22 protein-coding genes are annotated in these 25801 nt (G+C 69.5%); 12 read left to right on the top strand and 10 right to left on the bottom strand.

Annotated elements, in window-relative coordinates; translation table 11 throughout:
- Window positions 1-24: 24 nt before the first annotated feature.
- A complete protein-coding gene (locus FHW73_RS06265) occupies window positions 25-330 on the bottom strand; it encodes a hypothetical protein (RefSeq protein WP_183425840.1) in 306 nt (101 codons plus the stop codon).
- A gap of 280 nt (window positions 331-610) precedes the next feature.
- Here FHW73_RS06265 and parE point away from each other — a divergent pair, with 280 nt between their 5' ends.
- Window positions 611-2500: a DNA topoisomerase IV subunit B gene (gene parE / locus FHW73_RS06270; RefSeq protein ID WP_183425841.1), complete on the top strand. Its 1890-nt coding sequence runs from the start codon at window positions 611-613 to the stop codon at window positions 2498-2500.
- A 58-nt stretch (window positions 2501-2558) separates the two neighbouring features.
- Window positions 2559-3476, top strand: coding sequence for an AEC family transporter (locus tag FHW73_RS17560; protein ID WP_183425842.1), 918 nt, complete (start codon window positions 2559-2561; stop codon window positions 3474-3476).
- Window positions 3477-3491: 15 nt separating this feature from the next.
- Here the strand turns inward: FHW73_RS17560 and mdtD are convergent, their stop codons facing one another.
- From mdtD to FHW73_RS06290, 3 genes are read right to left on the bottom strand one after another with little or no spacing between them, the layout of a single operon-like run.
- Window positions 3492-4901: a multidrug transporter subunit MdtD gene (mdtD, locus tag FHW73_RS06280; RefSeq protein ID WP_183425843.1), complete on the bottom strand. Its 1410-nt coding sequence runs from the start codon at window positions 4899-4901 to the stop codon at window positions 3492-3494.
- A 43-nt stretch (window positions 4902-4944) separates the two neighbouring features.
- Window positions 4945-5748, bottom strand: a complete 804-nt coding sequence (gene hutG, locus FHW73_RS06285; RefSeq protein WP_183425844.1) for an N-formylglutamate deformylase — start codon at window positions 5746-5748, stop codon at window positions 4945-4947.
- A gap of 36 nt (window positions 5749-5784) precedes the next feature.
- A complete protein-coding gene (locus tag FHW73_RS06290) occupies window positions 5785-8553 on the bottom strand; it encodes a TonB-dependent receptor (protein WP_183425845.1) in 2769 nt (922 codons plus the stop codon).
- 359 nt (window positions 8554-8912) lie between these two features.
- On the opposite strand from FHW73_RS06290, the gene FHW73_RS06295 reads away from it, so the two are divergent.
- The 5 genes from FHW73_RS06295 (at window position 8913) to FHW73_RS06315 (ending at window position 14892) form a co-directional block, all read left to right on the top strand.
- Window positions 8913-10007, top strand: a complete 1095-nt coding sequence (locus FHW73_RS06295) for a LacI family DNA-binding transcriptional regulator (protein ID WP_183425846.1) — start codon at window positions 8913-8915, stop codon at window positions 10005-10007.
- Window positions 10004-13363 carry a GH92 family glycosyl hydrolase gene (locus tag FHW73_RS06300; RefSeq protein WP_183425847.1) on the top strand — a complete coding sequence of 1120 codons (3360 nt, stop codon included), beginning with the start codon at window positions 10004-10006 and terminating at the stop codon, window positions 13361-13363. Before FHW73_RS06295 ends, FHW73_RS06300 begins: the two co-directional genes overlap by 4 nt.
- The gene (locus FHW73_RS06305) at window positions 13360-14058 is read left to right on the top strand and encodes a basic secretory protein-like protein (RefSeq protein WP_183425848.1); all 699 of its coding nucleotides are present in this window, start codon (window positions 13360-13362) and stop codon (window positions 14056-14058) included. Before FHW73_RS06300 ends, FHW73_RS06305 begins: the two co-directional genes overlap by 4 nt.
- A gap of 118 nt (window positions 14059-14176) precedes the next feature.
- The gene (locus tag FHW73_RS06310) at window positions 14177-14407 is read left to right on the top strand and encodes a CopG family transcriptional regulator (RefSeq protein WP_183425849.1); all 231 of its coding nucleotides are present in this window, start codon (window positions 14177-14179) and stop codon (window positions 14405-14407) included.
- Window positions 14404-14892, top strand: coding sequence for a TA system VapC family ribonuclease toxin (locus tag FHW73_RS06315; protein ID WP_221187433.1), 489 nt, complete (start codon window positions 14404-14406; stop codon window positions 14890-14892). The genes FHW73_RS06310 and FHW73_RS06315 overlap by 4 nt, the downstream gene beginning before the upstream one ends.
- A 21-nt stretch (window positions 14893-14913) precedes the next feature.
- On the opposite strand, the gene gorA is transcribed toward FHW73_RS06315, so the two are convergent.
- The 4 genes from gorA to FHW73_RS06335 form a co-directional block, all read right to left on the bottom strand.
- Complete coding sequence (gene gorA, locus FHW73_RS06320; protein ID WP_183425850.1) at window positions 14914-16293, bottom strand: glutathione-disulfide reductase; 1380 nt, start codon at window positions 16291-16293, stop codon at window positions 14914-14916.
- On the bottom strand, window positions 16290-17537 hold the full coding sequence (locus FHW73_RS06325; RefSeq protein ID WP_183425851.1) for an FAD-dependent oxidoreductase: 1248 nt from the start codon (window positions 17535-17537) through the stop codon (window positions 16290-16292). The genes gorA and FHW73_RS06325 overlap by 4 nt, the downstream gene beginning before the upstream one ends.
- Window positions 17534-18772, bottom strand: a complete 1239-nt coding sequence (locus FHW73_RS06330) for a DUF418 domain-containing protein (protein WP_183425852.1) — start codon at window positions 18770-18772, stop codon at window positions 17534-17536. Before FHW73_RS06330 ends, FHW73_RS06325 begins: the two co-directional genes overlap by 4 nt.
- A gap of 70 nt (window positions 18773-18842) precedes the next feature.
- Window positions 18843-19322: a peptidylprolyl isomerase gene (locus tag FHW73_RS06335; protein ID WP_183425853.1), complete on the bottom strand. Its 480-nt coding sequence runs from the start codon at window positions 19320-19322 to the stop codon at window positions 18843-18845.
- A gap of 91 nt (window positions 19323-19413) precedes the next feature.
- Between FHW73_RS06335 and FHW73_RS06340 the strand changes: the two genes are divergently transcribed.
- Window positions 19414-19989 (top strand): C40 family peptidase, encoded by a 576-nt coding sequence (locus FHW73_RS06340; RefSeq protein ID WP_183425854.1) that lies wholly within the window; start codon window positions 19414-19416, stop codon window positions 19987-19989.
- Window positions 19990-20097: 108 nt separating this feature from the next.
- Window positions 20098-20754 carry a C40 family peptidase gene (locus tag FHW73_RS06345; RefSeq protein ID WP_345776152.1) on the top strand — a complete coding sequence of 219 codons (657 nt, stop codon included), beginning with the start codon at window positions 20098-20100 and terminating at the stop codon, window positions 20752-20754.
- Window positions 20755-21077: 323 nt separating this feature from the next.
- On the opposite strand, the gene FHW73_RS06350 is transcribed toward FHW73_RS06345, so the two are convergent.
- Together FHW73_RS06350 and FHW73_RS06355 are read right to left on the bottom strand one after the other, a co-directional pair.
- The gene (locus FHW73_RS06350) at window positions 21078-21983 is read right to left on the bottom strand and encodes a sensor domain-containing protein (protein ID WP_183425855.1); all 906 of its coding nucleotides are present in this window, start codon (window positions 21981-21983) and stop codon (window positions 21078-21080) included.
- A complete protein-coding gene (locus FHW73_RS06355; protein WP_255492727.1) occupies window positions 21980-22354 on the bottom strand; it encodes a PadR family transcriptional regulator in 375 nt (124 codons plus the stop codon). The genes FHW73_RS06350 and FHW73_RS06355 overlap by 4 nt, the downstream gene beginning before the upstream one ends.
- Before the next feature lie 119 nt (window positions 22355-22473).
- Between FHW73_RS06355 and FHW73_RS06360 the strand changes: the two genes are divergently transcribed.
- From FHW73_RS06360 to FHW73_RS06370, 3 genes are all read left to right on the top strand, one after another.
- Window positions 22474-23448: a peptidylprolyl isomerase gene (locus FHW73_RS06360; protein WP_183425856.1), complete on the top strand. Its 975-nt coding sequence runs from the start codon at window positions 22474-22476 to the stop codon at window positions 23446-23448.
- 274 nt (window positions 23449-23722) lie between these two features.
- The gene (locus FHW73_RS06365; RefSeq protein WP_183425857.1) at window positions 23723-24511 is read left to right on the top strand and encodes a DeoR/GlpR family DNA-binding transcription regulator; all 789 of its coding nucleotides are present in this window, start codon (window positions 23723-23725) and stop codon (window positions 24509-24511) included.
- 44 nt (window positions 24512-24555) lie between these two features.
- Window positions 24556-25692 (top strand): MFS transporter, encoded by a 1137-nt coding sequence (locus tag FHW73_RS06370; protein WP_183425858.1) that lies wholly within the window; start codon window positions 24556-24558, stop codon window positions 25690-25692.
- Window positions 25693-25801 lie beyond the last annotated feature (109 nt).

Below are 25801 nucleotides of genomic sequence, written 5' to 3' on the forward strand. Positions count from 1 at the left end.
GGCTGGAAATGGGAGACCGGCCGGTCAGACCGGCACGTCGGCCTGGTCGGTCGCTTGCTCGGACGCCTCGGTGTCGAGCTTCGCTGCGTCCCCGGCTTCGTCCTCGACATCCTGCGCCTCGTTCATCGCATCGGATGCATAGGTCTCGGCGGCGGCATTCTCGGCGGCCTGGGCGGCGGCCTCGGCGGTCTGCGCGTCCTGTTCGGCCTGCTGCGCCGCGACCTCTGCCTGGCGGACCTGCTGTTGGACGTCCTGGGCATCCTGCGCGAAGGCAGGGGCGGCGAAGGCGGTGGCAGCGGCGACAGCGAACAGCAGGGTGCGGGTCTTCATGGGTGGTTCTCCAATGCGGGACAGATCCCGGTTGCGATACCTCGATGATGGGTGCGCCCTAGGGGCGCGTCGTGCCGGTTGGAAGCGGCGACGGGTCCAACCTAGCCACGCGCGACCAGCCTCAAACTGAACAACTGGCCTCTTACATCTGCTGCACACGGGCTTAACGGATGCGAAAACGATTACATCGCGTCGTGGCGCGCTTGTGCCTGGTTGGCTGTCCGAATCGGTGCCCTGGCAATTCCTTTACCATGCGCCGACCTCCCCGCAGCATCACCGCATGAACAACCGCTACAACGCCGCCGACATCGAAGTGCTCTCGGGCCTGGACCCGGTCAAGCGCCGCCCGGGCATGTACACCGACACCGCGCGCCCGAACCATCTGGCGCAGGAGGTCATCGACAACGCGGTCGACGAGGCGCTGGCCGGGCATGCACGCGGCATCGAAGTGCGGCTCTACGCCGATGGCAGCTGCGAGGTCGCCGACGATGGCCGCGGCATGCCGGTGGACATCCATCCCGAGGAGAAGATTCCGGGCGTGGAACTGATCCTCACGCGGCTGCACGCGGGCGGCAAGTTCAACAACCGCAACTACACCTTCAGCGGCGGCCTGCACGGCGTCGGCGTCAGCGTGGTCAATGCGCTCTCGACCCTGGTCGAGGTGCATATCAAGCGCGAGGGCAGCGAGCACCGCATTACCTTCCGCGACGGCGATCGCGCCACGCCGCTGGAAGTGGTCGGCAGCGTCGGCCGCAAGAACACCGGCACGCGGGTGCGTTTCTGGCCCGACCCGAAGTATTTCGACTCGCCGAAGTTCAGCGTGCGGGCCCTGCGCCATCTGCTGCGCGCCAAGGCGGTGCTCTGCCCCGGCCTGCGCGTCACCTTGCACGACGAGGCCAGCGGCGAGCGCGATGAGTGGTACTACGAGGACGGCCTGCGTGATTACCTGCGCGGCGCGCTCGAGGGACGCGAGCTGCTGCCGCCCGACCTGTTCGTCGGCGGACTGGGCCGCGAGACCGAGACTGTCGACTGGGCGGTCGCGTGGCTGCCCGAGGGCGAGCTGGTCCAGGAGAGCTACGTCAACCTGATCCCGACCGCGCAGCACGGCACCCACGTCAACGGCCTGCGCACCGGCTTCACCGATGCGCTGCGCGAGTTCTGCGATTTCCGCAGCCTGCTGCCACGCGGGGTCAAGCTCGCGCCCGAGGACGTCTGGGACCGCGTCGCGTTCGTGCTGTCGCTGAAGATGACCGACCCGCAGTTCAGCGGACAGACCAAGGAACGCCTGTCGTCTCGGCAGGCGGCCGGCTTCGTCGAGGGCGCCGCGCACGATGCGTTCTCGCTATGGCTCAACCAGCACGTCGAGCTGGGCGAGCGGATCGCGCAACTGGCGATCGAGCGCGCGAGCGCGCGGCTGAAGACCGAGAAGCAGATCGTCCGCAAGAAGGTCACCCAGGGCCCTGCCCTGCCCGGCAAGCTGGCCGACTGCATCAGCCAGGATCTCTCGCGTACCGAGCTGTTCCTTGTCGAAGGCGACTCGGCCGGCGGCAGCGCCAAGCAGGCGCGCGACAAGGATTTCCAGGCGATCCTGCCGCTGCGCGGCAAGATCCTCAACACCTGGGAAGTGGCCAGCACCACCGTGCTCGGCTCGGAGGAAGTGCACAACCTCGCGGTCGCGATCGGCTGCGACCCGGGCAAGGACGACATCGCCGGGCTGCGCTACGGCAAGGTCGTGATCCTGGCCGACGCCGACTCCGACGGCCTGCACATCGCCACGCTGCTCAGTGCGCTGTTTCTGCGCCATTTCCCCGCGCTGGTTGCGGCCGGCCATGTGTTCGTCGCGATGCCGCCGCTGTTCCGCGTCGACGTGGGCAAGCAGGTGTTCTACGCGCTCGACGAGGAAGAGAAGCGCCTGCTGCTGGAGAAGATCGCGCGCGAGAAGCTCAAGGGCCAGGTCAACGTCACCCGCTTCAAGGGCCTGGGCGAGATGAATCCCTCGCAGCTGCGCGAATCGGCGATCCATCCCGATACCCGGCGCCTGGTGCAGCTGACGGTGGACGACGACCTGGAGACGCGCTCGCTGATCGACATGTTGTTGGCGAAGAAGCGGGCCGGAGATCGCAAGGCGTGGCTGGAGACCAAGGGCGACCTGGCGACACTGGAAGTCTGACGGCCACTCGACAGAACTGCTGCATGCCTAGGCCGGTCGCCACGCTGGGGTGTTCCTGGTGATCGCCCATACCATCCCGGTTGTGCTCGTGGTGCTGCTCGGCGTGTGGCTGCGGCGTTCGCCGCGCACGCCCGAGGGTTTCTTCCCGGCGATCGAATGGTTCACGTTCTACGTCGCATTTCCAGCACTGTTGTTCGTCAATACCGCGCAATTGGTGGTCTCGGCGGTGCAGTTGCGCGACCTGGCCGCGGCCACGCTGCTGCCGACGCTGCTGTTCGCCGCCGCCGCCGCGCTGGCGCTGCGACTGGCTCGCGACCTGCCCAATGCCAGCCGGTCCTCGGTGATGCAGGGTGCGACCCGGCCGAGCACCTACTTCGGCCTGTCGGTGGCCGCGGTCGTGTTCGAGCGCGAGACTGCTGCGCTGGTGATGCTGGCGCTGGCGATCTGCCTGCCGGCGGTCAACGTGATCGCGGTGGTGGCGCTGACCCGTTGGAGCGAACGGCCGGCAAGTCCAGGGCGGGTCGCGCGCGCTTTGGCCGGCAATCCGATCATCATGGCGACCGCCGCCGGCGCAGCGGTCAATCTCTCCGGGCTGCCGCTGCCGGTCGCGCTCACCCATGGCCTGGAGATTCTCGGCGGCGCGGCGCTCGCGCTCGGCCTGGTCTGCGTCGGCGGCGGTCTGGTGTTCGAATGGTCGGCCTCCCGACCGGCAGCGCTGGTCGCAACCTCGGCCCTCAAACTGCTGGGGCTGCCGCTGGTCGCGGTGCTCGCCTGCCGACTGCTCGGCGCCAGCGAGGAGGTGGCGGCCGCCAGTTGCTTCTATGCCGCGCTGCCGACGGCGTCCAATGCCTACATCATGGCGCGCCAGATGGGCGGCGATGCGCCGCTGATGGCCGCGCTGATCACGCTGCAGACTTTGCTGGCGGTGGTCACGGTGCCGTTGGCGATGCATCTGCCGACCTGGCTCGCGACCTGACCCGCGGGGGCGGCCTCAGCCCTGATCGGCCTGGCCGACGGCCTGCTCGGGGATGCGCCGCGTGCGCCCGAGTTGGGCGAAGATCCCCGCCGACACCAGGGTCAGTGCGCCGACGCAAACGAACGTCCAGCGGAATGCGGCGATGACCGGCTCACCGTCACCCGACTCGCCGAAGGCGGCCAGCAGGCCGCCGGCGGTCGCGACCCCGAGGCTCATCGCCAGCATCATCACCATCGACAGCAGGCTGTTGCCGGCGCTGGCGTGCTCGCCGTCGAGGTCGCGCAGCGTCAAGGTGTTCATCGCGGTGAACTGCAGCGAGTTGACCGCACCGAAGCACGCGAACTGGACGATCTGCAGCCATAGCGGCTGGCCCGGCTGCACCAGCGCGAAGCTCGCCATCGCCAGCCCGGTCAACAGGGTGTTGACCACCAGCACCTGGCGATAGCCGAAGCGCTGGACCAGCGGCACCACGATGCGCTTGGAGAACATGCCCGCGACCACGACCGGGATCATCATCATGCCCGCGCGCGCCGGCGGCACGCCCAGACCGACCTGCAGCAGCAGCGGGATCAGATACGGCATGCCGCCGCTGCCCAGCCGCGCGAACAGATTGCCGAGCACGCCGACGCTGAAGGTCCGCACCCGGAACAGCGACAGTGGGAACAGCGGCGCCGGGGCGCGTGCGGCATGCAACCAGTAGGCGACCAGCGCGCCGAAGCCGGCCACCAGCACCACGACCAGCGCCGCGCCACGGGCCGCGTGCCCCGACAACGCGTCGACCGACAGCGACACCGCCGCCATGCCGAAGGCCAGCAGGCCGTAGCCGAGCAGATCGAAGCGCGACACCGACGCGCGCAGGTCCGGCATCAGCCGGAGCGTGGCCAATGCGCCGGCCACGCCCAACGGCAGGTTGATCAGGAAGATCCAGTGCCAGCTTGCGACCTCGACCAGCCAGCCACCGAGCGATGGTCCGATCAACGGTCCGATCAGGCCCGGCACGGTGACGAAGGTCATCGCGGCGAGGAACTCGGTCCGCGGCACTGCGCGCAGTACCGCGAGCCGACCGATCGGCAGCAACATGGCGCCGCCCACGCCCTGCAGCACGCGCGAGGCGACCAGCGCCTGCAGCGTCTGTGACAGCGCACAGGCCAGCGATCCCAGGGTGAAGACGATGATCGCAGCCAGGAACACGCGCCGGGTGCCGAAGCGATCGGCCAGCCAGCCCGAGGCCGGGATCAGCACCGCGACCGTCAGCGCATAGGCCACCACCACCGCCTGCATCCGCAGCGGCGACTGGTCGAGACTGGCGGCCATGGCCGGCAGCGCGGTGTTGACGATCGTGGTGTCCAGCATCTGCATGAACACCGCCGCCGCGACCAGCCACAGCATCGGCCGGTGGGGGCGCAGGACATCGGGGCGCTTCATGGCGTCCAGCATGCGGCCTTGGGCGTCACGGTTGCGCCAAGTGTCAGCCGGTCCGACTGCCCTGCGCGTGGGCGATCGCGGTCTGAAGCAGGCGCTGCAGAAGCGGCTGCAGCGCCGCGGCCCGGGCCGCGTCCCAGGCGAAGCTGGCCTCGTCCATGTAGCAGCGCTGGCTGATCTCCAGCTGGACCGCCTCGATGCCGTCGTCGGGCGCGGCGTAGTGCCGGGTGATGTAGCCGCCGCGGAAACGGCCGTTGGCGACCCATTCGTAGTTCGACTGGGCCTCGAGCAAGCCCGAGATCCGCGCTTCAAGCGCCAGGCTGCAGCTGGTGCCGGCAGCGGTGCCGAGGTTGAGATCGGGCAGGCGCCCCTCGAACAGGAACGGCAGGGTGCCGCGGATCGAGTGGCCCTCCCACAGCACCACGCGCCGATGGCGGGCGCGCAGGCGGTCGAGCTCGTCGCGCAAGGCGGCATGGTAGGGCCGCCAGTAGCGGTCGACCCGCGCGGCGATCTCCGCCGCGTCCGGCGCTTCCCCGTCCAGGTAGACCGGCCCGCCATCGAAGCGCACCTGCGGACACAGCCCGGTGGTGTTCTGCCCCGGATACAGCGAGGTGTCGTCCTCGGGGCGGTTGAGGTCGATCACATAGCGCGAGTAACGCGGCACCAGGATCGAGGCGCCGAGCGCGCGCGCGAAGGCGTACAACCGGGACACGTGCCAGTCGGTGTCCGGCACGGCCCGGGCTTGGGGGGTGAGTCGCTGTGCGAGGTCATCGGGCAGCCGGGTGCCGTCGTGCGGCAGGCTGACCAGCAGCGGCGCGGTGCCGCGATGGAGCTCGAGGATATCGGCCATGGCCCATTGTAGGGCCGCCGCGCCGCCGTTATCGCGCTAGAGATCCATCGACCATTCCATCTGCAACGAGCGTCCCAGCGCGTTGTAGAGCCCGCGGTCGTAGAACGGCCAGTTGCCATTGGTGCGGTCCAGCGGGGGCTTGCGGTTGGCGATGTTGTTGACCGAGAACAGCACCCCGTAACGCTCGCCGAAGCGGTAGGAGACGCTGCCGTTGAATGTCGTCCACGGCCCGATGTCGCGGGCGCTGCCGGCTGCGTTCCAACTGCGCGCATTGCGCACGCCCCACAGCGTCGCGGCCAGCGGGCCGCGGTTCCAGGCGACGCTGGCGGTGGTGCGGTGCTGCAGCTCGTTGGAGTTGGCGCAACACAGCAGATCCTCGACCGGGTCGTCGGCCTGCGGCTGGCGGTCGTGGCTGAGCGTGCGGTAGTAGCCCAGATCGAAGTCGAAATCACCGACGCTGCCCGCATTCCAGCGGTAGCGGGCCGCGGCCTGCACGCCGGTCTGGCGCTGTCGCGCCAGGTTGATGGGATAGGTGCGGACCTCGGCGACGCCGTTGGGGTCGACCGGATCGCTGTCCGGGCGTCGCTGGACCTGGCCGATCACGTCGCGACAGGTCGGCGAATCGATGTCGTAGCGGGTCTGCCCGTTCTCCGACACGCCCAGCCGGCAGTTGGCCTCCAGCTCCAGGATGTCGGCGATGCCCAGCAGTTCGACCTCGTCCTCGATCTCGATCGCGTTGTAATCGAGCGACATCGTCAGCGCGTTGCCTGGCGTCGACCACACCACGCCGTAGGTGAAGGTGCGCGCGGTGATATCGCGCAGGTCGCGGTTGCCCTGCCCCAGATGCCGGGTGGACTGGTCGGCCTGCGGGCAGGCGTCGTAGTCGTCGACGCCGTAGCCCGCCTGCCGGCAGCGGTACTCGTCGGTGGTCGTGGTGAACCCGCTGGTCTCCGACGCGTAGAGGTAGAACATGTCCGGCGAACGGAATGCGGTGGCGTAGCTGCCGCGCAGCAGCAGGGTGTCGAACGGACGGAACTCCAGGCCGGCTTTCCAGGTTGGCTTGCCGTTGCCGCCGCCACCATCGAGCGCGTACTTGTCGTAGCGCCCCGACAGGTTGATGTCGAAATTGCCGGTCACCGGCACCTGGAACTCGACGCCGGCCGCGTAGAGGTCGCGCTCGCCACGGGCGATCGTGCCGCCGCCTGCGTTACGGAACAGGTCGCGCGCATCGGCCGATTGCGAACGGTTGGAGAAGCGTTCGCGCTGGCCCTGCACGATTGCCGCAAAGCCCACGGGCCCGGCGGGCAGCGTGAACAGCTCGGCATGGGTGAGCAGCGCCGTACCGCCCTGGTTCCAGGCGGTGGACTTGGCGCGATTGATGGCGCTCCAGGCGTCGTACTGCTCGGGTGTGATCGGCCGATACAGCGCCGCCTCGTCGGGGGCATGGATCGGATACCCGGCGGCGTCCACTCCCAGCTTCGGCCCGAGGTAGTGGTCGTCGACGCCGTTGCGTGCGAGGAAATCCGTGGCCTTGCGGATGGCCCCGGTGCCCGAGCGGTTGAGATATACGTCGTAGTCGAAACCGCTGTCACCCAGCGTGCCGCGCACGCCGGCCGCGACGTTGTAGCTGCGGGTGTAGACGCGCTGGTCCTTGGCATGCAGCCCCACTTCCTCGGGCGCGAAGATGCGCTGCCACTGCTCGTAGCGGCCGGTGGTCTGGTTGTAGAAACTCTGGTTCCACGACGGGCTGCCGCCGGTGTAGGTCGGCCGGCTGTAGCTGAGCAGCACATCGGTATAGAACTCGGCGTGCTCGCCGAGCGCCCGGCGCAGGAACAGGCTGCCGCTGGCGCTCTCCGATTCGCTGAGCAGCGAAGCGGTGCCGACATTGCGCAGGCTGCCGCAGTAGCGGCCGCCTCCGTCGATGTCGCGCAGCGCGTACTCGGTGCTGCCGCCGTAGAGATACGACAGCGGCGCGCAGGTCGCCGCGCCGGGGTCGATGTAGCCCGTCGCACCGACGGTCAGGTCCTGGCGCAGAAACGTGCGCGCCGGATCGACCGGACCGGTCGGATTGTCGGCAGCGCTGTCGGTGGCATCGCGCTCGAAGGCGTAGATCGGTTTCTGCGTTTCGTACTGCAGGCCGTAGCTGATATCCCAGCCCGCGAACGCATGGCCGGCGCTGAACTGCAGTCGGTGGTTTTCGCCGCCGCCGTCGCTGTAGTCGCCGACGCGGTAGCGCGCATGCGCGCCCTCGATGCGGTCCTTGAGCACGATGTTGACCACGCCGGCGATCGCGGCCGAGCCGTAGACCGACGATTGTCCACCGGTCAGCACATCGACCCGCTCGACCATGCCCATCGGGATGTTGGCGATATCGACGATGCTGGTGTTGCCGTTGTAGCCCAGCGGGTAGCTGTTGACGGGCCGGCCGTTGATCAGCGTGAGCGTGTAGCTCGGCGACAGGCCGAACAGGCTCACGGTCTTGGCGCCGGGCGTGTAGGTCCCAGTGCTCTGCGCGTCCTGGACGGGCCCACTGGACTGCGGCAACGCGCGCAACGCGTCGAAGAGGTTGGTGAAGCCCTGCTGCTCCATCTGCTCGGCGGTGATCGTGGTGACTGGCGACGGCCCTTCGATCTGCGCACGTGGAATCAGCGAGCCGGTGACCCGGATCGCATCGATGTCGGTAGGTTGGCCGGTGGGCCGGGCGGCCTCCGGTGGTTCGGCAGGCGACGGTGCAGGCGTTTGTGCGGACACGGTGCCCGGCACCAGGGCCACGGCGATCAACATCGACAAGGGACGGCTGCGCATCTGATCTCTCCCATCAGGACGTGAGGCACGGCCGGCGTGCGCGCCGGCGTGTCGTGGCACCGCGGTGCCGGATCGTTCGCATGTCGCCATGCCCTCGCCGCCGAAAAACACCGGCAGCGAACGCTTGGCCGGACGAAGTCGCCCCCTCGGCAACGTCCTGCCGATCGATTTAATCGTTTCAAATAAGAGTGTCACGCTGCACTGCGGCACGCATGTTCTCGGCTTGAGGCACGCAAACGCCAAGCGACAGCAGACACCGCGCGCTCGGAAGACGCCGGTTTCGAACACTTGCTGCAATGCGGTTTGCCAAGCGTTTGGATTTTCTGCAGGATCGATACACCTCTTAAAACGATCCAGCCATGACCCGATCCGAAACGCGTCGACGGGTGACCCTGGCCGACATCGCGCGCGCCTGCGGCGTGTCGCCGGCGACTGTCTCCCTGGTGCTCAGCGGCAGTCCGGTGGTGGCGGCCCGGACCCGGCAACGGGTCGAAGCGGAGATCCGCCGCCAGGGCTACGTCTACAACCGCAGCGCGGCGAATCTGCGCCGGAAGATCTCCACCAGTGTCGCCCTGGTCGTCAACGACCTGTCAAACCCCTTCGTCGCGGAATTCGCCGCCGGCGTGGACGAAGCGCTGGCGGGTGCCGGTTGCGTGATGTTGCTCGGCAGCAGTGGAGAATCGGTCGAGCGCCAGCGCGCGGTGCTGGCGTCGCTGATCGAGCATGGCCCTGCCGGTGTCATCCTGACGCCTGCAGACGGCACGCGCGCCGACGACCTGCGACCGGTCGTCGGCCTGCACACCCCTTTGCTGTTGTTCAACCGCGAGGTCGCCGACGGCGACTGGGACTATCTGGGCGCCGACAACGCAACCGGTGCGCGGCTGGCAACCGAGCACCTGCTGGCACAGGGCCACCGGCGCATCGCGTTCTTTGGCGGCAGCCGCACATCGAGTTCGTTCCGCCAGCGCACCGACGGCTACCGCGCCGCACTGGCCGAGGCCGGCGTCACGCTCGAACCGCAGTGGATCGTCGAGTGCCCGCCGACGCGGATCGCGGCGAGCCTGGCGACCGCGGCGCTGTTCGCGCGCGATCCGGCGCCGACCGCCGTGGTGGCCTACAACGACGGTGTGGCCTTCGGCCTGATGATGGGCCTGCGTGCGCGCAATATCGCACCAGGCCGTGACTTCGCGATCACTGGCTTCGACGATACGCCCGAGGCCTGTGCCCAGGTGCCGACGCTGACGACACTGGCCACCGGCCCACGCGCGCTCGGACGTCAGGCGGTGGACATCGTGCTCGAGCGCGGGCGCGCACCCGATGCGCCGCGACGCACGACGATCGCGCCGGTGCATCTGGTCGAGCGCGCCAGTTCGCTGACCTACGCGCATGCGCCAGGCGAACAACACGCCGGCACGGCGCGCCCTCGCGCACGCGGTCGGAGCGCCCCGGCATGACCCGACAGCTCTCGACGCGCACACTGCTGGCGTGCGCCCTCGCCGCCGCGTTCGCGCTCCCCGCGCAGGCGCACGACGCGCCCGGATTCACCAGCTCGTTCGAAACCGGAGACCCCGGGCCGACGACGGAGGCGGCCGGCGCACTCGCGGTGCGCGTGGGCGACGGTCCCCAGGCCCCTTATGCCGCGCGGGCCGGCGCCGGCTACAGCGGTCTGCGGGCATTGCGCTACGAGGCCGCCGCACCTGGTCGTCAGCGGCTGTTCGACGTGGATATCGCCGTCGAGCCCAACACCGAGCTGTCGTGGCTAGTGCTGCCGGAGATCGTCGACGGCGATACGGACGCATCGACCTGGGTCTCGCTGGATCTGCGGTTCGACGATGGCAGCCGGCTGTCGACTCGCGATGCGCGCGACCAGCACGGTGTTCGGGTCGGCGCCGGTGCACAGGGCGCATCGAAGTCGCTGTATCCGCAGCAGTGGGCGCGCAAGGCGGTGCGCCTGGGCGATGTGACCGGATTGCGCGGCCGGCGCGTGGTCGCAATCGAGCTCGATGTGCAACCGCCGGGCGGCGGTGTCGCGCGTGGCTGGATCGACGATATCGCGCTGGCACAGGTACCGCGGCAGACGCGGGCGCACCCCAGCGACTGGGTGTTGACCACGCGCGGCACCCAGTCCAACGGCCGGTTCTCGCGCGGCAACAACTTCCCGGCAACCGCGGTCCCGCACGGCTTCAATTTCTGGACGCCTGTGACCGATGCGGGCGTATTGAACTGGCTCTATCGCTGGAACGAGCAGAACGACGCGGCCAACCGGCCGCGCCTGCAGGCGCTGGCGCTCAGCCATCAGACCAGCCCCTGGATGGGCGACCGCCAGACCTTCCAGTTCATGCCCTCGCGCGATCGCGGCGTGCCCGAAGCGGACCGCCAGGCGCGTGCGCTGGCGTTCGACCGCAAGACCGAGATCGCGCGGCCGCACCTGTATCAGCTGCGCTTCGACAACGGCATCGAGGTGGCCCTGGCGCCGACCGACCACGCGGCGGTGTTCGAGTTCGCCTTTCCCGGCGACGGCGATGCGAATCTGCTCTTCGACAACGTCGATGCGCGTGGCGGGCTGCAACTCGATGCCGCGACCGGGACCCTGACCGGCTATACCGATGTGCGCAGCGGCCTGTCCACCGGCGCGACGCGCATGTTCGTGGTCGCCCGCTTCGATACGCCCTGGCGCGACAGCGGCACCCTCGATACCGGCCGGCCGACCGGCTACGTCAAGTTCGACGTCAACGGCGCGCGCACCGTGCGCATGCACGTCGCGACCTCGCTGATTTCGGTCGAACAGGCCTGGCACAACCTGGACCTGGAGATGGACGAGGGCGACACCGTCGCCAACGTATCGGAGCGTGCCCGTGCACGATGGGACGCATTGCTCGGCCGTTTCGAGGTCGAAGGCGCCAGCGACGACCAGCGCACGACGCTCTACTCCAATCTGTATCGGCTGTTCCTGTATCCCAACAGCGGCGCAGAGAATGCCGGCAGCGCGACGCAGCCCGACTGGCGCTACGCCAGCCAGATGAGCAGCGCCGACGACAATGCCGAGGGCAACGCCCGGCGCACCTTCGCCCCGGTGCGCGACGGCCGCATCGTGATCAACAACGGGCTGTGGGACACCTTCCGCACCGCATGGCCGGCCTACGCGCTGTTCGCGGCCGACAACGCCGGCGTGCTCGTCGATGGCTTTCTCGAACAGTACCGCGCCGGCGGCTGGCTGGCGCGCTGGTCCTCGCCCGGCTACGCCGACCTGATGGTCGGCACCAGCACCGATGTCGCCTTCGCCGATGCCTGGCGCAAGGGCGTGACCGCTTTCGATCCGGTGCTGGCCTACGAGGCCGCGCTCAAGAACGCGACCGTGGTCCCGCCCAGCCGTCACGTCGGCCGCAAGGGCATGGCCGAGGCGACCTTCCGCGGCTACGCCGATACCCGCGTGCCCGAGGGCATGTCGTGGACGATGGAGGGTGCGCTCAACGACTTCGGCATCGCCGGCATGGCGCAGGCGCTGGCCGAACACGCCGATACGCCGCAGGCCCGCCGCTACGATGAGGAAGCCGAGTACTTCCGCTATCGCGCGGCGGCCTATGCGCACCTGTTCGACCGGCAGGCCGGGTTCTTCCAGGGCCGCGATGCCGGCGGTGCCTGGCGCGTGCCATCGGCGCAGTACGACCCGCGCGTCTGGGGCCACGACTACACCGAGTCCAACGGCTGGACGTTCGCGTTCACAGCGCCGCACGACGGCAACGGCCTGGCCGCGCTCTACGGCGGCCGCAAGGCCCTGGCAGCGAAGCTCGACGCGTTCTTCGCCACGCCCGAGACGGCGGACCCGACGCTGGTTGGTTCCTACGGCGGCGTGATCCACGAAATGACCGAGGCGCGCGATGTGCGCCTGGGCATGTATGCGCACAGCAACCAGCCCGCGCACCACATTCCGTGGATGTACCTCTATGCCGGGCAGCCGTGGAAGACCCAGCGCATCGTGCGCGAAGTGCTTTCGCGGCTGTATCTGGGCAGCGAGATCGGCCAGGGTTATCCGGGAGACGAGGACAACGGCGAGATGTCGGCCTGGTATCTGTTCGCCTCGCTCGGCCTGTACCCGCTGCGCATGGGCGCGCCCGAGTATGTGATCGGTTCGCCGCTGTTCGACCGCGCCCGCGTGCAACTGGGCGAAGGCCGGACGCTGGAGGTCCGCGCGATCGACAACGCGCCGGACCATGTCTACGTGCAATCGCTGACCGTCAACGGCCGGCCCTGGCGCCGCACGTGGATCCCGCATGAGGTCATCGCGGCCGGCGCCACGCTGGAATTCCGCATGGGGCCCGAGCCCTCGACCTGGGGCAGCCGGCCGGAAGACGCGCCGCCCTCGCTGACGCCGGATGGCCAAGCACCGACGACGCTGGCCGACCTGGCAGTCGCGGACGCGCGCGCCACGGTGGCCGGCGACGAGGCAGCGGGTCTGATCGACGACGATGCCACCAGCGGCCTTTGGCTGCGTGGCGACGACACCGCGGTCGAGATCGCGTTGCCGCAGCCCGGCCGCGCGCACTTCTACACGCTGACCTCGGGCGAACGCACGATCCAAGGCGCCGACTGGACGCTCGAAGGACGTCGCGGCGACGGCCCGTGGCGCACGATCGACACCCGCCGGGGCCAGACCTTCGCGTGGGCGCGCCAGACGCGTCCGTTCCGCATCGGCGCGCCGGGCGACTTCGACACCTATCGCGTGCGCTTCTCGGCACCCGGCCGCCTGCAGTTGGCGGAACTCGAACTGCTCGCCCCCTTCACCCCCGTCACGCTGGAGACCCGCCGATGACCCGCCTTGCCCGTCTGCTGCCGCTGCTGTGCCTGCTGCCGCTCGCCACCGCTGCGGCGACGGAGACCACGATCGAGCGCGACGGCGTGACGCTCGTCTACCGCGACGCGACCGATGCGCTCGATGCCGGTATGCGCGAGCGCATCGTCGAGACCTTCTTCTCGACCTACGCGCGTCAGCGCGCGGACTTCAACCCCGCTGCGGCTAACGCCGTCGACATCGTCATCGACCCCGACTACGACGGCGTCGCCTTCGTCGACAACAAGGGTCAGGCGACGATGACGATCAACCCGGCCTGGCTCGTCGAGCGCCCTGGCGATGTCGACCTGGTGACCCACGAGGCCATGCACATCGTCCAGGCCTATCCCGGCTATGGCGACGGCGCGCCGGTGTGGCTGACCGAAGGGATCGCCGACTACGCCCGCGACCGCTACGGGCTCGACAACGCCGCCAGTGGCTGGGCCCTGCCCGAAGCCGTCGCCGACGACCACCGGTACGACACTGGCTACCGGGTCAGCGGCGCGTTCCTCAAGTGGGCCGATACGGCGCACCCCGGCCTGGTGCGCAAGCTCGATGCCGCGCTTCGGGCGGGGGCCTACACACCGGAGACCTGGGCTGCGTTGACTGGCGAGACGGTCGAAGCGACTTGGGCCCGCTATGCGCAGGCGCGTACCGGCGGGCAGAAGGGGCCGTAGTCACCCGCGCCCTACAGGCATCCGACGATTCGAGATCGGCGCGCGACGGTGCCTCGCCCTGATTTGCAGAATGATGCGTGATGCGCGATGCTTGATGCAGTTCCTCTGGAGTCCCCGCATGCGCACGACGCTTTCGCTCGACGACGATGTCCTCGCCGCGGCCCGCGCGTTGGCCCAGGCGCAAGGCCGCAGCCTCGGTGAGGTGGTGTCCGACTTGGTCCGCAAGGGCCTGACGCCGACCACGCCGCCACCGCGTTACCGCAATGGGATTGCGCTGCTGCCGGTCCGACCCGGCGCCGAGCGGGCGACGCTCGAGCTGGTCAACCGACTGCGCGACGAGGCCCCGTGACCGGGGCCCGTCACCGGGTGGCGGAACGCGCGCCCGGCTGGCCGCCGGGCGCGCCGGTCCACCTGCTCGACGTCAACGTGCTGCTGGCGTTGCTCGATCCCCTCCACGCGCACCATGACCGCGCCCACGACTGGTTCGCACGTGAAGGCGCGCAAGGTTGGGCTTCCTGCCCGATCACCCAGAACGGTGCGCTGCGAATCCTATCCAATCCGCGCTATTCCAACCCGGCCGAGTCGGTCACCGAGGCAGCGCAGGTGCTGGCCGGCCTGTGCGCGCATCCGGGGCATCGGTTCTGGCCCGACGCGCTGAGCCTGCTCGACGCGCAGCACGTCGCGCACGATCGGCTGCTGACCTCCGGCCAGGTCACCGATACCTATCTGCTGGCGCTCGCCGTCCAGATGGGCGGGCGTCTGGCCAGCTTCGATCGCCGCCTGGTGGTCGACGCGGTCCGCGGTGGCGCGCAGGCGCTGCACCTGCTGCCCTGAGCGGGCCGCGCTGCGCACCGGTCAGCGCATCAGCACCACTTCCTCGGCGCTGGTGGGGTGGATGGCGACGGTGTCGTGGAAGTCATCCAGCGTGGCCCCCATCTTCAGTGCGACGGCAAAGCCCTGCAGGATCTCGTCAGCAGCGTCGCCGAGCAGGTGCAGGCCGACCACGCGCCGCGCCTCGCCCACACAGATCAGCTTGAACAGGCTGCACTGCGAGGTATCGGCCAGCGCCTCGATCATCGGGCGGAAGCGGCTGGTGTACACGTGCACATCGTCGCCATGTCGCTCGCGCGCCTGGGCCTCGGTCAGGCCGACCATCGCCAGCGGCGGATGCGAGAAAATCGCGCTGGGCACGTTCTCCGCATCGAGGCGCGCATCGGGCCGACCGCCGAACAGGCGGTCGCACAACCGGCGCGCGGCCGCGATCGCGACCGGCGTGAGCGCCGGACCGCAACCGCAGATATCGCCTACCGCATGCACGCCGGGCGCGGGCGTGTCCTGGAACGCATCGACCGGCAGATGACCCTGCGGGTCGGGCGCGATGCCGACGCGCTCCAGGCCCAGGTCGTCGGTGTTGGGGCGCCGTCCGGTCGCGAACAGCACCTGGTCGTAGTCCGCGAGCCGCAGACCACCATCGGTCTGGATCGCGATCCGCCCGTCGGCCTGCCGATGCAGCGCCTGCGAGGCCATGCCCAGATGCAGCACGATCCCCTGCTGGGTGTAGTTGTCCTGCAACTGCGCGACCAGTTCGGGCTCGGCCTGGCGCAATAACCGGCCGTCGCGTACGACCAGCTCCACCTGACTGCCCAGGGCCTGCAGCACACCGGCCAACTCGACCGCGACGTAGCCGCCCCCCACGATCGCCACGCGCGGCGGCGCCTGCGTCCAGTGGAAGAAATCGTCCGAGACCACGCCCAGCGACGCGCCAGGAATCTGCGGCACGATCGGACGCGATCCGGTCGCGAGCACGATGTGCGGCGCGCGCAGCAAGGCGCCGTCGGCCGTTTCCACCGCGCCCTCCCCCGCCAGCCGGCCGCGCGTGGGAAGCAACAGCACGCCATCACGATCGAGCCGTCGGCGATAACTGGCATGGATGCCGTGGATGTAGCGCTGACGATCGGTCAGAAAGCAGGGCCAGTCGAACGCCGCACGGCCGTCGCGCGGCAAGTCGTATCCAAGTCGCGCGGCGTGTCCGATGCGCAAGCCCAGGTCGGCGGCCAGCCACATCGCCTTCTTGGGCACACAGCCGACGTTGACGCAGGTGCCGCCGAGGTCGCCCGGCTCGAGCAGGGCAACACGCCGGCCGTACTCGGCAGCGCGGAAGGCCGCAGCGAGTCCGCCCGAGCCGCCGCCAACGACGATCAGGTCGAACGCGAGGGCATCGCCGGTCGCACTCATGCGAACCTCGCCGGCGCGAAGGGGGCCGGATCGAATCCGGGCGGCGTTCCGCAGATCAAATCGCGGATCAGGTGGGCAGTGGCGACACTCATGCTGATACCGAGCATGCCATGCCCGGTCGCCATCCAGATGTGACGATGCCCCGGCGCTGCACCGATCAGCGGCAGGTCGTCGACACAGACCGGGCGCAAGCCGGTCCACGTGTCCTGGCGTCGGGGCGCCGCTGGCAGATGCAGATACTCGCCGGCCGCCTGTTCGATCGCATCGATCCGCACCCAGTTAAGGCTGCGGTCGTAGCCGGCGAACTCCATCGTGCCGCCCAGCCGCAGGCCGGCGTCCCAGACCGTCACGAACACGCTGCGCTCGTGCAGCACCATCGAACGCTGGGGCGCAGACACCGGACGTGCGTAGGTCATCGAGTAGCCCTTGCCCGGTTGCACCGGCACCCGCAGTCGCAGCCCGCGCGCGACGCCGGGCGACCAGGCACCGGCGGCCAGCAGCAGATCGCGGCCGGCGAAGTCGCCGCGCGAGGTCGTCACACGCACGCCTTGCGCAGTCTCCTCGGCCGACAGCACCTCGCACTGTTCTTCCAGCGTGCCGCCTGCCGCGCGGAACGCCGCAGCCATTCCCGCGACGTAGACATCGGGCCGCAGGCGCGCGTCGCCTGGAAAACGCACGACGCCGGCGACCCCCTCGCGCAGCGCCGGCTCCTCGCGCAGCGCGCGTGGGCCGTCGATCTGGTCCAGCGTCAGACCCAGCTCGCGCAGCATGCGCGCCTCGTCCTCGAAGGCATCGAATTGCGCACGGTCCCGGTAGACGTAGTCGATGCCAGTCGCCGCGAACTCGCATTCGATGCCGTGGTCGGCGAGCCAGTCCGGGAATGCCGTGCGCGACGCCTGCAGGATCGCCGCCCGCGCGCGCGTGGCGTGCCGCCAGTCGCGGTGGTTGCAGCGCAGCGCGAACCTCGCGAGCCAGGCCCACAGCGCCGGATCGAAACGCGGCGCGATGCGCAGCGGTGCGTCGTTGGCGAACAGCCAGCGCAATGCACGCGCGATCGCACCCGGCGCCGCCAATGGTGCGGCATGGCTGGGGGTGATGGTGCCGCAATTGCCGTGCGAGCTGCCGCAGCCCGCGGTGCCTGCCTCGAGCACCCGCACCCGGCGCCCGGCTTCGACCAGCGCCAGCCCACAGGCGAGGCCGACCGCGCCGCCGCCGACAATCAGCACGTCGTCGCGCGGGCTCATGCCACCTGGTACGCGCGCCGCCACGTGGGTCGGTGGCCGTAGGTCGCCCAGCGCCACAGCCATTCCACCGGCCCGTGGCGATGCCGCGCCAGCCAGACAGGACTGATCGCCAGCTGCGCCGCGAACACCACCAGCACCAGGCCGGTCTGCGCCGCGCGCCCGAGCTCGCCCCACAGACCAGCGCCGTAGCCATAGAACAGCAACGAACACACCAACGATTGCGCAAGGTAATGCGTCAAGGCCATGCGGCCGGCCGGCGCGAAGGCGCGCAGCACCCGCTGTCCGGACGCCGATGTCCAGGCCAGCACCAGCAACGCGACATAGGCCAGCGACATCGGCAGCGATCCGAGCAGCATCAAGCCCACCGACAACGCGGCACGTGGCGCGAGCGGGCTGTCGAACGACGTGCCCAACCACACGCCCAGGGCCGTGAACAGCACCGCAGGCGGCAGCGCCCAGGCCAGCAGCCGCCACCAGAAACCGCGGTGCTCGGCGGATGCGCGCAGCCAGCCGCCGCGCAGCAACCAACTGCCGATCAGGAACACGCCGGCAATCATCGGCACCTGGAACAACTGGCTTTGCAGGCCCAGTTGCAGGTAGTCGGACACACGACGTTGCGTGATCTCGCCGAAGCTGCCGCTGGGGTAGATGCGCTCGGCGGCTTCGCGCCCCGACGCCAATGCGCCTGCAAAATCGGCCAGCATCGCATCGGGCACCAGCGCCAGCAGCGCGGCGTTCACCAGATAGAACGCCCCAACCCCGGCATAGAGTGTCAGTCCGACAGCGAGCTGCCAGCGAGGCGCGATCTCGCGCATCGCCAGCAGCAACAGTCCGGCGATGGCATAGCTGTGCAGGATGTCGCCCCACCACATCAGCACGATGTGCAGCAGGCCGAAGGCCAGCAGCACCGCCTGGCGGCGCAGGAAGACCGGCGCGACCGGACGCCCCGAGGCGGCGATGCGCTCGCTCATCAGCGCAAAGCCCATGCCGAACAGCAGCGAGAACATCGTCCAGAACTTGCCGGCGATGAAGACGTGGACGCCCCAGGCGACCGCCCAATCCAGGCCAGTGGCCTCGGGCGGGATACCCGCGCCCATCTCCTGCGCCGGCCGCGAGAACGCTTCGATGTTCATCGCGAACACGCCCAGCAGCGCGACGCCGCGCAGGGCATCGAGGATCTCCAGCCGCTGCGCAGCGGGCACCGGCCCCAGTACGGCATGCCGTGATGCGCTCATTGCATGTCCCCCGATCGACCGATCCGGCCCGGCGGCGCGACGCCTCCCCGCGTCGCGCACCGTTGGCGGATCAGTGGTGGTGACCGCCGTCGCCGTGGACGTGGCCGTGCTCGATTTCCTCGGTCGAGGCCTCGCGCACTTCGACGATCTCGATGTCGAACGTCAGATCCTTGCCGGCCATCGGATGGTTCAGGTCGACATCGACCACGCTCATGCCGACCTTCTCGATCGTCACCGCGCGCGGGCCAAAGCTGGTGTTGAGCACCACCTGCTGGCCGACACTGAGCTTCTGGTCGCCAAAGTGCTTCTTGGGCACGCGCTGGGTCATGCCTTCGCGGCGCTCACCATAGGCCTCGGCGGCGGTGACCTCGGCCTTGAAGCTCTCGCCGGCCTCGCGGCCTTCCATCGCCTTTTCCAGACCCGGGATGATGTTGCCGTGGCCGAACAGGATCGCCAGCGGATCGCGATCGCGCGACGTCTCCACCGGCGCCTGGCCAGCCTCCGCGACGCTGTAGTGGAAACGGACGACGCGGTCTTTCTCGATCTTCATGGGGAAACCCTGGTGATGCGGCCGCAAGGCCGCTTGAGGACGGTGGCGCACATGCGGCACGATGCCGGGACTGGCAGGTGGAATGACGTATATGCAGGCAAGTCCGCATTATCCCGACTCCGACGCGTTCGCGCCAACCGGGCGGCGCCGCGCGGTTGGCGTGCTGACGATGACGCTCGCCCTGCTCGCGCTGGCCGGCTGCGGCGGGCGCGATGTTCGCCCGGCCGCGCCGGCCGCCTCGGCGCCGGTCCCGCAGCGCACCTGGAATACGGTGTCGCCGACCGACCCGGCGGCGGCCAATGCGGTGCTGATGCGCGCGATCAGCCTGGTCGGCACGCCTTATCGATATGGCGGCAACACGCCCGAGGGCGGCTTCGACTGCAGCGGCCTGGTGAACTACGTGTTCCGCGACATGCTCGATGTGCGGCTGCCGCGTTCATCGCGCGAGCTCTACGCCTACCAGGGGCCGAAGATCGATGCCGAGCGGCTGGCCCCGGGCGATCTGGTGTTTTTCGGCAGCGGCGGGAGCGTTTCCCACGTCGGGATCTATGTCGGCGAGGGCCGCTTCGTGCACGCACCGAGCACCGGCGGCACCGTGCGCCTGGACCATCTGGACGGCAGCTACTGGCGCCGGAACTACACGGGGTCACGACGCGTTCTTCACTGAATAGCGAGCACAAACAAGCACTTGGGCGCATTCAGTAACTTTTGCTTAACAACTCCTTCGCGCAAACCCGGTAGCTTCCCCCGCTGGTCCGGAAGATGTGAAGCACACGTGACGACGACAGACGCGTCTTTAAATGGCGCTGGCGCCTCCCGCAGCCTCCTCCGCAACACCTCCGCCGCGCTGCTGCTTGCGCTGGCGACCGCCCCGGCATTCGCAGGCCCTGGCCTGGCCGCCGACTCAGCGGATCAGTTCGATCAGACCACATCGGTCGCGAAGGCGATCGTCACACCCGCCGCCCAGTTGCAGCAGCCGCAGATGCTCCTGGCCAGCGACATCAACCAGCTCATCGCGATGGAAGTCGACAAGCCGGTGCAGGTCGCTGATGGCCGGGTCGAGTCCCTGCTCAAGCGCGCACTCACCCTGCTCGGCACGCCCTACCGCTGGGGCGGCTCCAGCCCCGACAGCGGTTTCGACTGCAGCGGCCTGGTCGGCTACGTCTTCCGCACCGCGCTGGGCATCGAACTGCCGCGCGTCTCGCGCGAGATGGCCCAGAACGGCGAACGCATCGACCGCACCTCGCTGACCGCCGGCGACCTGGTCTTCTTCGGCCGCCGCGGCAACCGCATCGACCACGTCGGCATCTACCTGGGCGAAGGCCGCTTCGTCCACGCCCCGCGCAGCGGCAAGGACGTCATGGTCTCCGACCTCGACTCCGGCTACTGGGCCACCCGCTTCCAGGTCGCCCGCCGCGTCGCCGGCGTCTGACCCGCAGCTCCGCGATGCCGAAGGCCGCCGAAAGGCGGCCTTTTGCGTTTCCAACACAAAAAAACCGGGGTCAGAGTCGCTTTTCCTCCCAGCCACCCGGCTGAGGCGAATCGGAAAAGTCACTCTGACCCCGGTTTTGTGGGTGCATCCCTGGGCTGAGTCGTTTCTCGTCGCAGGCCTGCCCGCAGATGCGCATCCCCCCATTCCACCCGAGTGGCCGCGGCTCCGGCAGTCATAAACCGGGGTCAGAGTCGATTTTCGATCCATCGATCCGAGGTGCGGCCCGGCTCTGCAAAAATCGACTCTGACCCCGGTTTTGGGGCTCAGTATTGGGCGGTGCGCACCAGCAGGTGCTTGGCGATGGCGCCGTGCAGGCGGCCGATGCCGCGGCACAGGTGCAGGGTGCCGAACAGCAGCAGCACGCCGATCGCCGACAACAGCGGCAGCAGGAACGGGGCTTGCCGCGGCACGTCGATGCCGGAGATCCACAGGTGCAGGTTCAAGCCCGGCACCAGCGACAGCGGGGCGGCGATCAGCGGCAAGGACGCGCTGAGCAGGGTCACCACCAGCGTGAAGTAGACGATGCCCAGCGGCAGCATCAGCAGCATGTACAGCAGCGTGCTCCAGGTCCGCGCGTCGGTGAACATGTCGGCGATACGCCCGGTCCAACTGCGGCCGCGGGCCGCATACAGCGGTCGACGCGGCATGCGCTCGCCGAGCATGACCTCGACCAGCCGGCCCTCCACCAGCGACAGCACCCGCACCGAGCCCAGGAACAGGATCAGCAGCGGGATGCCGACCAGCACGATGACCAGGCTGCCGGAGATCGACAGGCCCAGCACCACCCACAGAAAGTAGAAGATGCCCGTCGCCAGCGACAGCAGCATGTAGAACAGCGACGACCAGGTCCGCGGATCGGCAGCGACCCCGAAGAAGCGGCCTGCCAGCGAGCTGCGCGGCGCGGGCGCCGGCGGCCGCAGCGCGGTCTGCACCTTGACCTCGGTGTCGCGATAGATGTCGGCCACCTCGTCGGGCGCACCGTAGCTCGAGGCGACCGCGGCGATCACCTCGGCCTCGCTGCGGCCAGGATGCTCGGCCAGTTCCGAGCGCAGGTATTCCTCGGCGTCGTACAGCGCGTCCTGCACCAGCGCCGGGTCGGCGCCGGCCAGCGAGCGGCGCAGATGGTCCAGGTATTCGGGAATGTTTTGCGGCAGACCTTGGGTGTTCATTCGATCATCCCCTCCAGGACGGCGTCGACGGAATCGCGGGTGGCGCGCCAGGCGGCGGCCCAATGGCGCAGGGTCGTCCGCCCTGCCTCGGTGATGCGGTAGTAGCGACGCGGCGGCCCGGCATCCGAAGGCGCAACGTGGCTGTCGAGCAACCCCGCGGCGCCGAGATTGCGCAGCACCGGATACAGAGCGCTCTGCTTGCCGGCGAGCACGCCGTCGAGCCGTTCGAGCCGCTTGGCGATCTGGTAGCCGTACATCGGCTCGGCACTGCCAGCCAGCACCGCCAGCAGCGCGAGCGAGACCGTGCCTGCGCTCAGTTCCTTCTGGAACTTGCGCAGACCCGCGTCGTCCGCTTCGTCGCTTCCGGTCAATGCTGCCTCCGAGTGTCGAGCAGGACTCTATTGCGAACTTCGCTATAGCGAATGTGCCGCTAGTCATGCGACGCGCCAGGTCGGCCACAATCGACGCTCTCTTCCACCGGACCTCACGCATGCGCCTGCCCGTCTCCCGACTGCGCCTTTCCGTCGCCCCCTGCGCTGCTGCGCTCGCGCTGCTGATCGCCGGCTGCGCCAGCACACCCGCAGCCGACGTCGCAGGCACGCGCGAGGCCGACCCGCGCTCGACCCAGGACCTGCTCGACGCCTCCACGCCCGCGGACTGGCGCACGCCCGACCCGCAGGACACGCTGTATCTCGACCTGGAGACCGGGCGGGTGATCATCGAACTGGCGCCCGACTTCGCACCCGCGCACGTGGCCAACCTGCGCACGCTTGCACGCGAGGGCTTCTGGGACGGCCTGACGCTCTACCGCGCGCAGGACAACTTCGTCGTGCAGTTTGGCGACATCGTCGAGGACGGCGCCCCGGGCAAGCCGATCGGCAGCGCACGCGCGCACCTGCCGGCCGAGTTCGACCGCCCGGCTGCGGGGCTGGCATTCCATGCCTTGCCCGACCGCGACGGCTGGGCCGCGCAGACCGGATTCTCCGCCAGCTTCCCGGCCGCGCGCGATGCTGACGCACAGGCCGGCCGCGGTGGGCGCGCGTGGCTCGCGCACTGCTACGGCACGCTCGGCGCCGGGCGCAACACCGCGCCCGACTCGAGCAACGGCACCGAGCTCTATGTTGTCACCGGCCAGTCGCCACGCCAGCTCGACCGCAACATCACCGTCGTCGGCCGCGTGCTGCAGGGCATGGAACTGCTGAGCGTGCTGCCGCGCGGCACTGGCCCGCTGGGCTTCTACACCGACCCGGCGCAGCGCACCCCGATCCGCGCGGTGCGCCTGGCCTCGGAACTGCCGCCGTCGCAACGCACACCGCTCGAGGTGTTGCGTACCGACACGCCGCTGTTCGATGCGGTGGTCGAATCGCGCCGCAACCGCCGCGACGCCTGGTACCTGCATCCGGCCGGGCATATCGACCTGTGCAACATCACGGTGCCGGTCCGCACCCCCACAGCGCAGCGCTGAGGGCCACGATGACGAGCCCCGCTGTGCGGGTCGCCCACCGGCTGCCTGCACGCCACGCCCGTGCATACGAATGCACGATGTTGCACGTTTTCACCCGCTGATCCAAAATTTGCACCTTCACGCAGAGCGGGGGGTGCCCGATGTCGCAGCGCAGGGGGGTGGACGGACGGAGGTCTTGCCGAGCCACGTCGATGCGACGCGCTGCGACCTGGAGACACGGCGCGAGCGTTGCCGTCGTGGGCACACGCGCGCTCGCCACCTGGGGTCGCATTCGATGACCGCGTCTGGCGACGCGCTGCCGCAGGAGCGCCAGCAGGCGATCCTGCGCCGGCTCGCGATCGAGGGCCGGGTCGTGGCGACCGAACTGGCGGCCGAGTTCAGCGTGTCGGAGGATTCGATCCGCCGCGACCTGCGCGAGCTTGCCGCGCGTGGCCTGTGCCGACGTGTCTACGGCGGCGCACTGCCGCCGACGCCCGACTTTCCACCGTTGGCCCGACGCCATCACGAGCACGCGGCGGGCAAGCGCGCGCTCGCGATCGCCGCCGTGGCGGCCGCGCGGATCCGCCCGGGCCAGATGCTGCTGCTCGACGCCGGCTCCACGAACAGCGCGATCGCCGCCGCATTGCCCGAGCGCCAGGCGCTGACGGTCGCGACCAATGCCCCCGACATCGCCCAGACACTGATGGCCCGCGACGGCTTCGAGGTCCTGCTGATCGGCGGTCGGATCGACCCCAGCAGCGGCGCGGCGCTCGGCGCGCAGGCGATGGCGCAACTGCGCGATCTGCGCGCCGACCTGTGCTTCCCCGGCGCCTGCGCGATCGATGCCGACCACGGCATCTGGAGCGTCGACGGCGAGCAGGCCCGCTTCAAACGCCTGATGATCGAGGCCAGCGGCGAGGCCATCGTGGTGGCGACCAACGCCAAGCTCGGCACGCAGGCCGCGCACCGGGTCGCGGCGCTCGAAGCGATCGCCACGCTGGTCGTCGAACACGATGCACCGCCCGCGCAACGGGCGCGCTTTGGCGCGCGCGGCATCGCGGTACATGTCGCCGCGCCCCCCTGAGCGCCCCCTGTCTCTCCCCTCCTCCGTTCCCCACGTTGTCCGCCATGTCCGTCCCGATCTCTTCCCCCCGCGCGCAGCAGCATGCGACGCGCGCCGCGTTCTTCATTCCCGGTTTCGCGATCGCCGCCTGGGCGCCGATCGTGCCCTTCGCCAAGGCCCGGACCGGCCTTGATGAGGCCTCGCTCGGACTGGTGCTGCTATGCCTGGGCACCGGCTCGCTGCTGGCGATGCCGGCCGCCGGTGCGCTCGCTGCGCGGCAGGGCTGCAAGCGCGTCATGGTGGCCGCACTGCTGTTGATCTGCATCACGTTGCCGATGCTCGCGATGGCCGCAACGCCCTGGCTGCTGGCGGCTGCGCTGGCGGCATTCGGTGCCGGTATCGGCGCGATGGACTGCGCGATGAATCTGCAGGCCGTCGCGGTCGAGCGCGACAGCGCACGGCCGATGATGTCGGGCTTCCACGCGTTCTACAGCATCGGCGGTTTTGTCGGTGCCGCCGGGACGACTGCATTGCTCAGCGCGGGCCTGGCACCGTGGTTGGCGACGGGCCTGGTCGCGTTGATCGTGCTGGCGTTGTATGCGCCGTCGGCACGCCATTGGCGCAGCGAACGCGTGGCGCGCGACACCGCGGCGTTCGCGTGGCCGCGCGGCGTGGTCGCGTGCATCGGTGCGCTGTGCTTCGTCGCATTCCTGGTCGAAGGCTCGATGCTCGACTGGAGTGCGGTGTTCCTGCACGAGGTCCGCGGCGTGGACGCTGCCCGCGCCGGAATGGGCTTTGTCGTGTTCTCGCTGGCGATGACGATCGCGCGCCTGCTCGGCGACGGTCTCGTCCGCCGCCTGGGCGACCGCCGCGCGGTCGTGCTCGGCGCACTGTGCGCGTGCGCGGGCCTGAGCATCGCCACGCTGGCGCCCAGTGGCGCGATCGCGCTGGCCGGCTACGCGCTGGTGGGTGTGGGCTGCGCCAATGTGGTGCCGGTGATGTTCTCGATGGCCGGCCGCCAGACGACGATGCCCGAGGCACAGGCGATCCCGGCCATCAGCACAATCGGCTATGCCGGGGTGCTCGCAGGTCCCGCATTGATCGGCTTCGCCGCGCAGGCGACCGGACTGGTGGTCGCGTTCCTCGGCGTCGCCGCAGCAATGGCAGGGGTCGCGCTGTCGATGCGCTGGCTGCGCGTGTGAACTGCGCTGCCCGTTCGCGCAACGCGATCATGGCGTGCTCGTCACACAGGCTTGCCCTCGCTTCTCTCAGCCTCACGCTTCCCCGCTCAATCGAAGACGAAGAGGAACC

The organism is Luteimonas sp. RC10, assembly GCF_014192745.1.
Lineage (GTDB): Bacteria > Pseudomonadota > Gammaproteobacteria > Xanthomonadales > Xanthomonadaceae > Luteimonas.

Coding starts and splice junctions, on each gene's coding strand:
- FHW73_RS06265 (WP_183425840.1), bottom strand. CDS start 330: ATGAAGACCCGCACCCTGCTGTTCGCTGTCGCCGCTGCCACCGCCTTC.
- parE (WP_183425841.1), top strand. CDS start 611: ATGAACAACCGCTACAACGCCGCCGACATCGAAGTGCTCTCGGGCCTG.
- mdtD (WP_183425843.1), bottom strand. CDS start 4,901: ATGAAGCGCCCCGATGTCCTGCGCCCCCACCGGCCGATGCTGTGGCTG.
- hutG (WP_183425844.1), bottom strand. CDS start 5,748: ATGGCCGATATCCTCGAGCTCCATCGCGGCACCGCGCCGCTGCTGGTC.
- FHW73_RS06290 (WP_183425845.1), bottom strand. CDS start 8,553: ATGCGCAGCCGTCCCTTGTCGATGTTGATCGCCGTGGCCCTGGTGCCG.
- FHW73_RS06295 (WP_183425846.1), top strand. CDS start 8,913: ATGACCCGATCCGAAACGCGTCGACGGGTGACCCTGGCCGACATCGCG.
- FHW73_RS06300 (WP_183425847.1), top strand. CDS start 10,004: ATGACCCGACAGCTCTCGACGCGCACACTGCTGGCGTGCGCCCTCGCC.
- FHW73_RS06305 (WP_183425848.1), top strand. CDS start 13,360: ATGACCCGCCTTGCCCGTCTGCTGCCGCTGCTGTGCCTGCTGCCGCTC.
- FHW73_RS06310 (WP_183425849.1), top strand. CDS start 14,177: ATGCGCACGACGCTTTCGCTCGACGACGATGTCCTCGCCGCGGCCCGC.
- gorA (WP_183425850.1), bottom strand. CDS start 16,293: ATGAGTGCGACCGGCGATGCCCTCGCGTTCGACCTGATCGTCGTTGGC.
- FHW73_RS06325 (WP_183425851.1), bottom strand. CDS start 17,537: ATGAGCCCGCGCGACGACGTGCTGATTGTCGGCGGCGGCGCGGTCGGC.
- FHW73_RS06330 (WP_183425852.1), bottom strand. CDS start 18,772: ATGAGCGCATCACGGCATGCCGTACTGGGGCCGGTGCCCGCTGCGCAG.
- FHW73_RS06335 (WP_183425853.1), bottom strand. CDS start 19,322: ATGAAGATCGAGAAAGACCGCGTCGTCCGTTTCCACTACAGCGTCGCG.
- FHW73_RS06340 (WP_183425854.1), top strand. CDS start 19,414: ATGCAGGCAAGTCCGCATTATCCCGACTCCGACGCGTTCGCGCCAACC.
- FHW73_RS06350 (WP_183425855.1), bottom strand. CDS start 21,983: ATGAACACCCAAGGTCTGCCGCAAAACATTCCCGAATACCTGGACCAT.
- FHW73_RS06360 (WP_183425856.1), top strand. CDS start 22,474: ATGCGCCTGCCCGTCTCCCGACTGCGCCTTTCCGTCGCCCCCTGCGCT.
- FHW73_RS06365 (WP_183425857.1), top strand. CDS start 23,723: ATGACCGCGTCTGGCGACGCGCTGCCGCAGGAGCGCCAGCAGGCGATC.
- FHW73_RS06370 (WP_183425858.1), top strand. CDS start 24,556: ATGTCCGTCCCGATCTCTTCCCCCCGCGCGCAGCAGCATGCGACGCGC.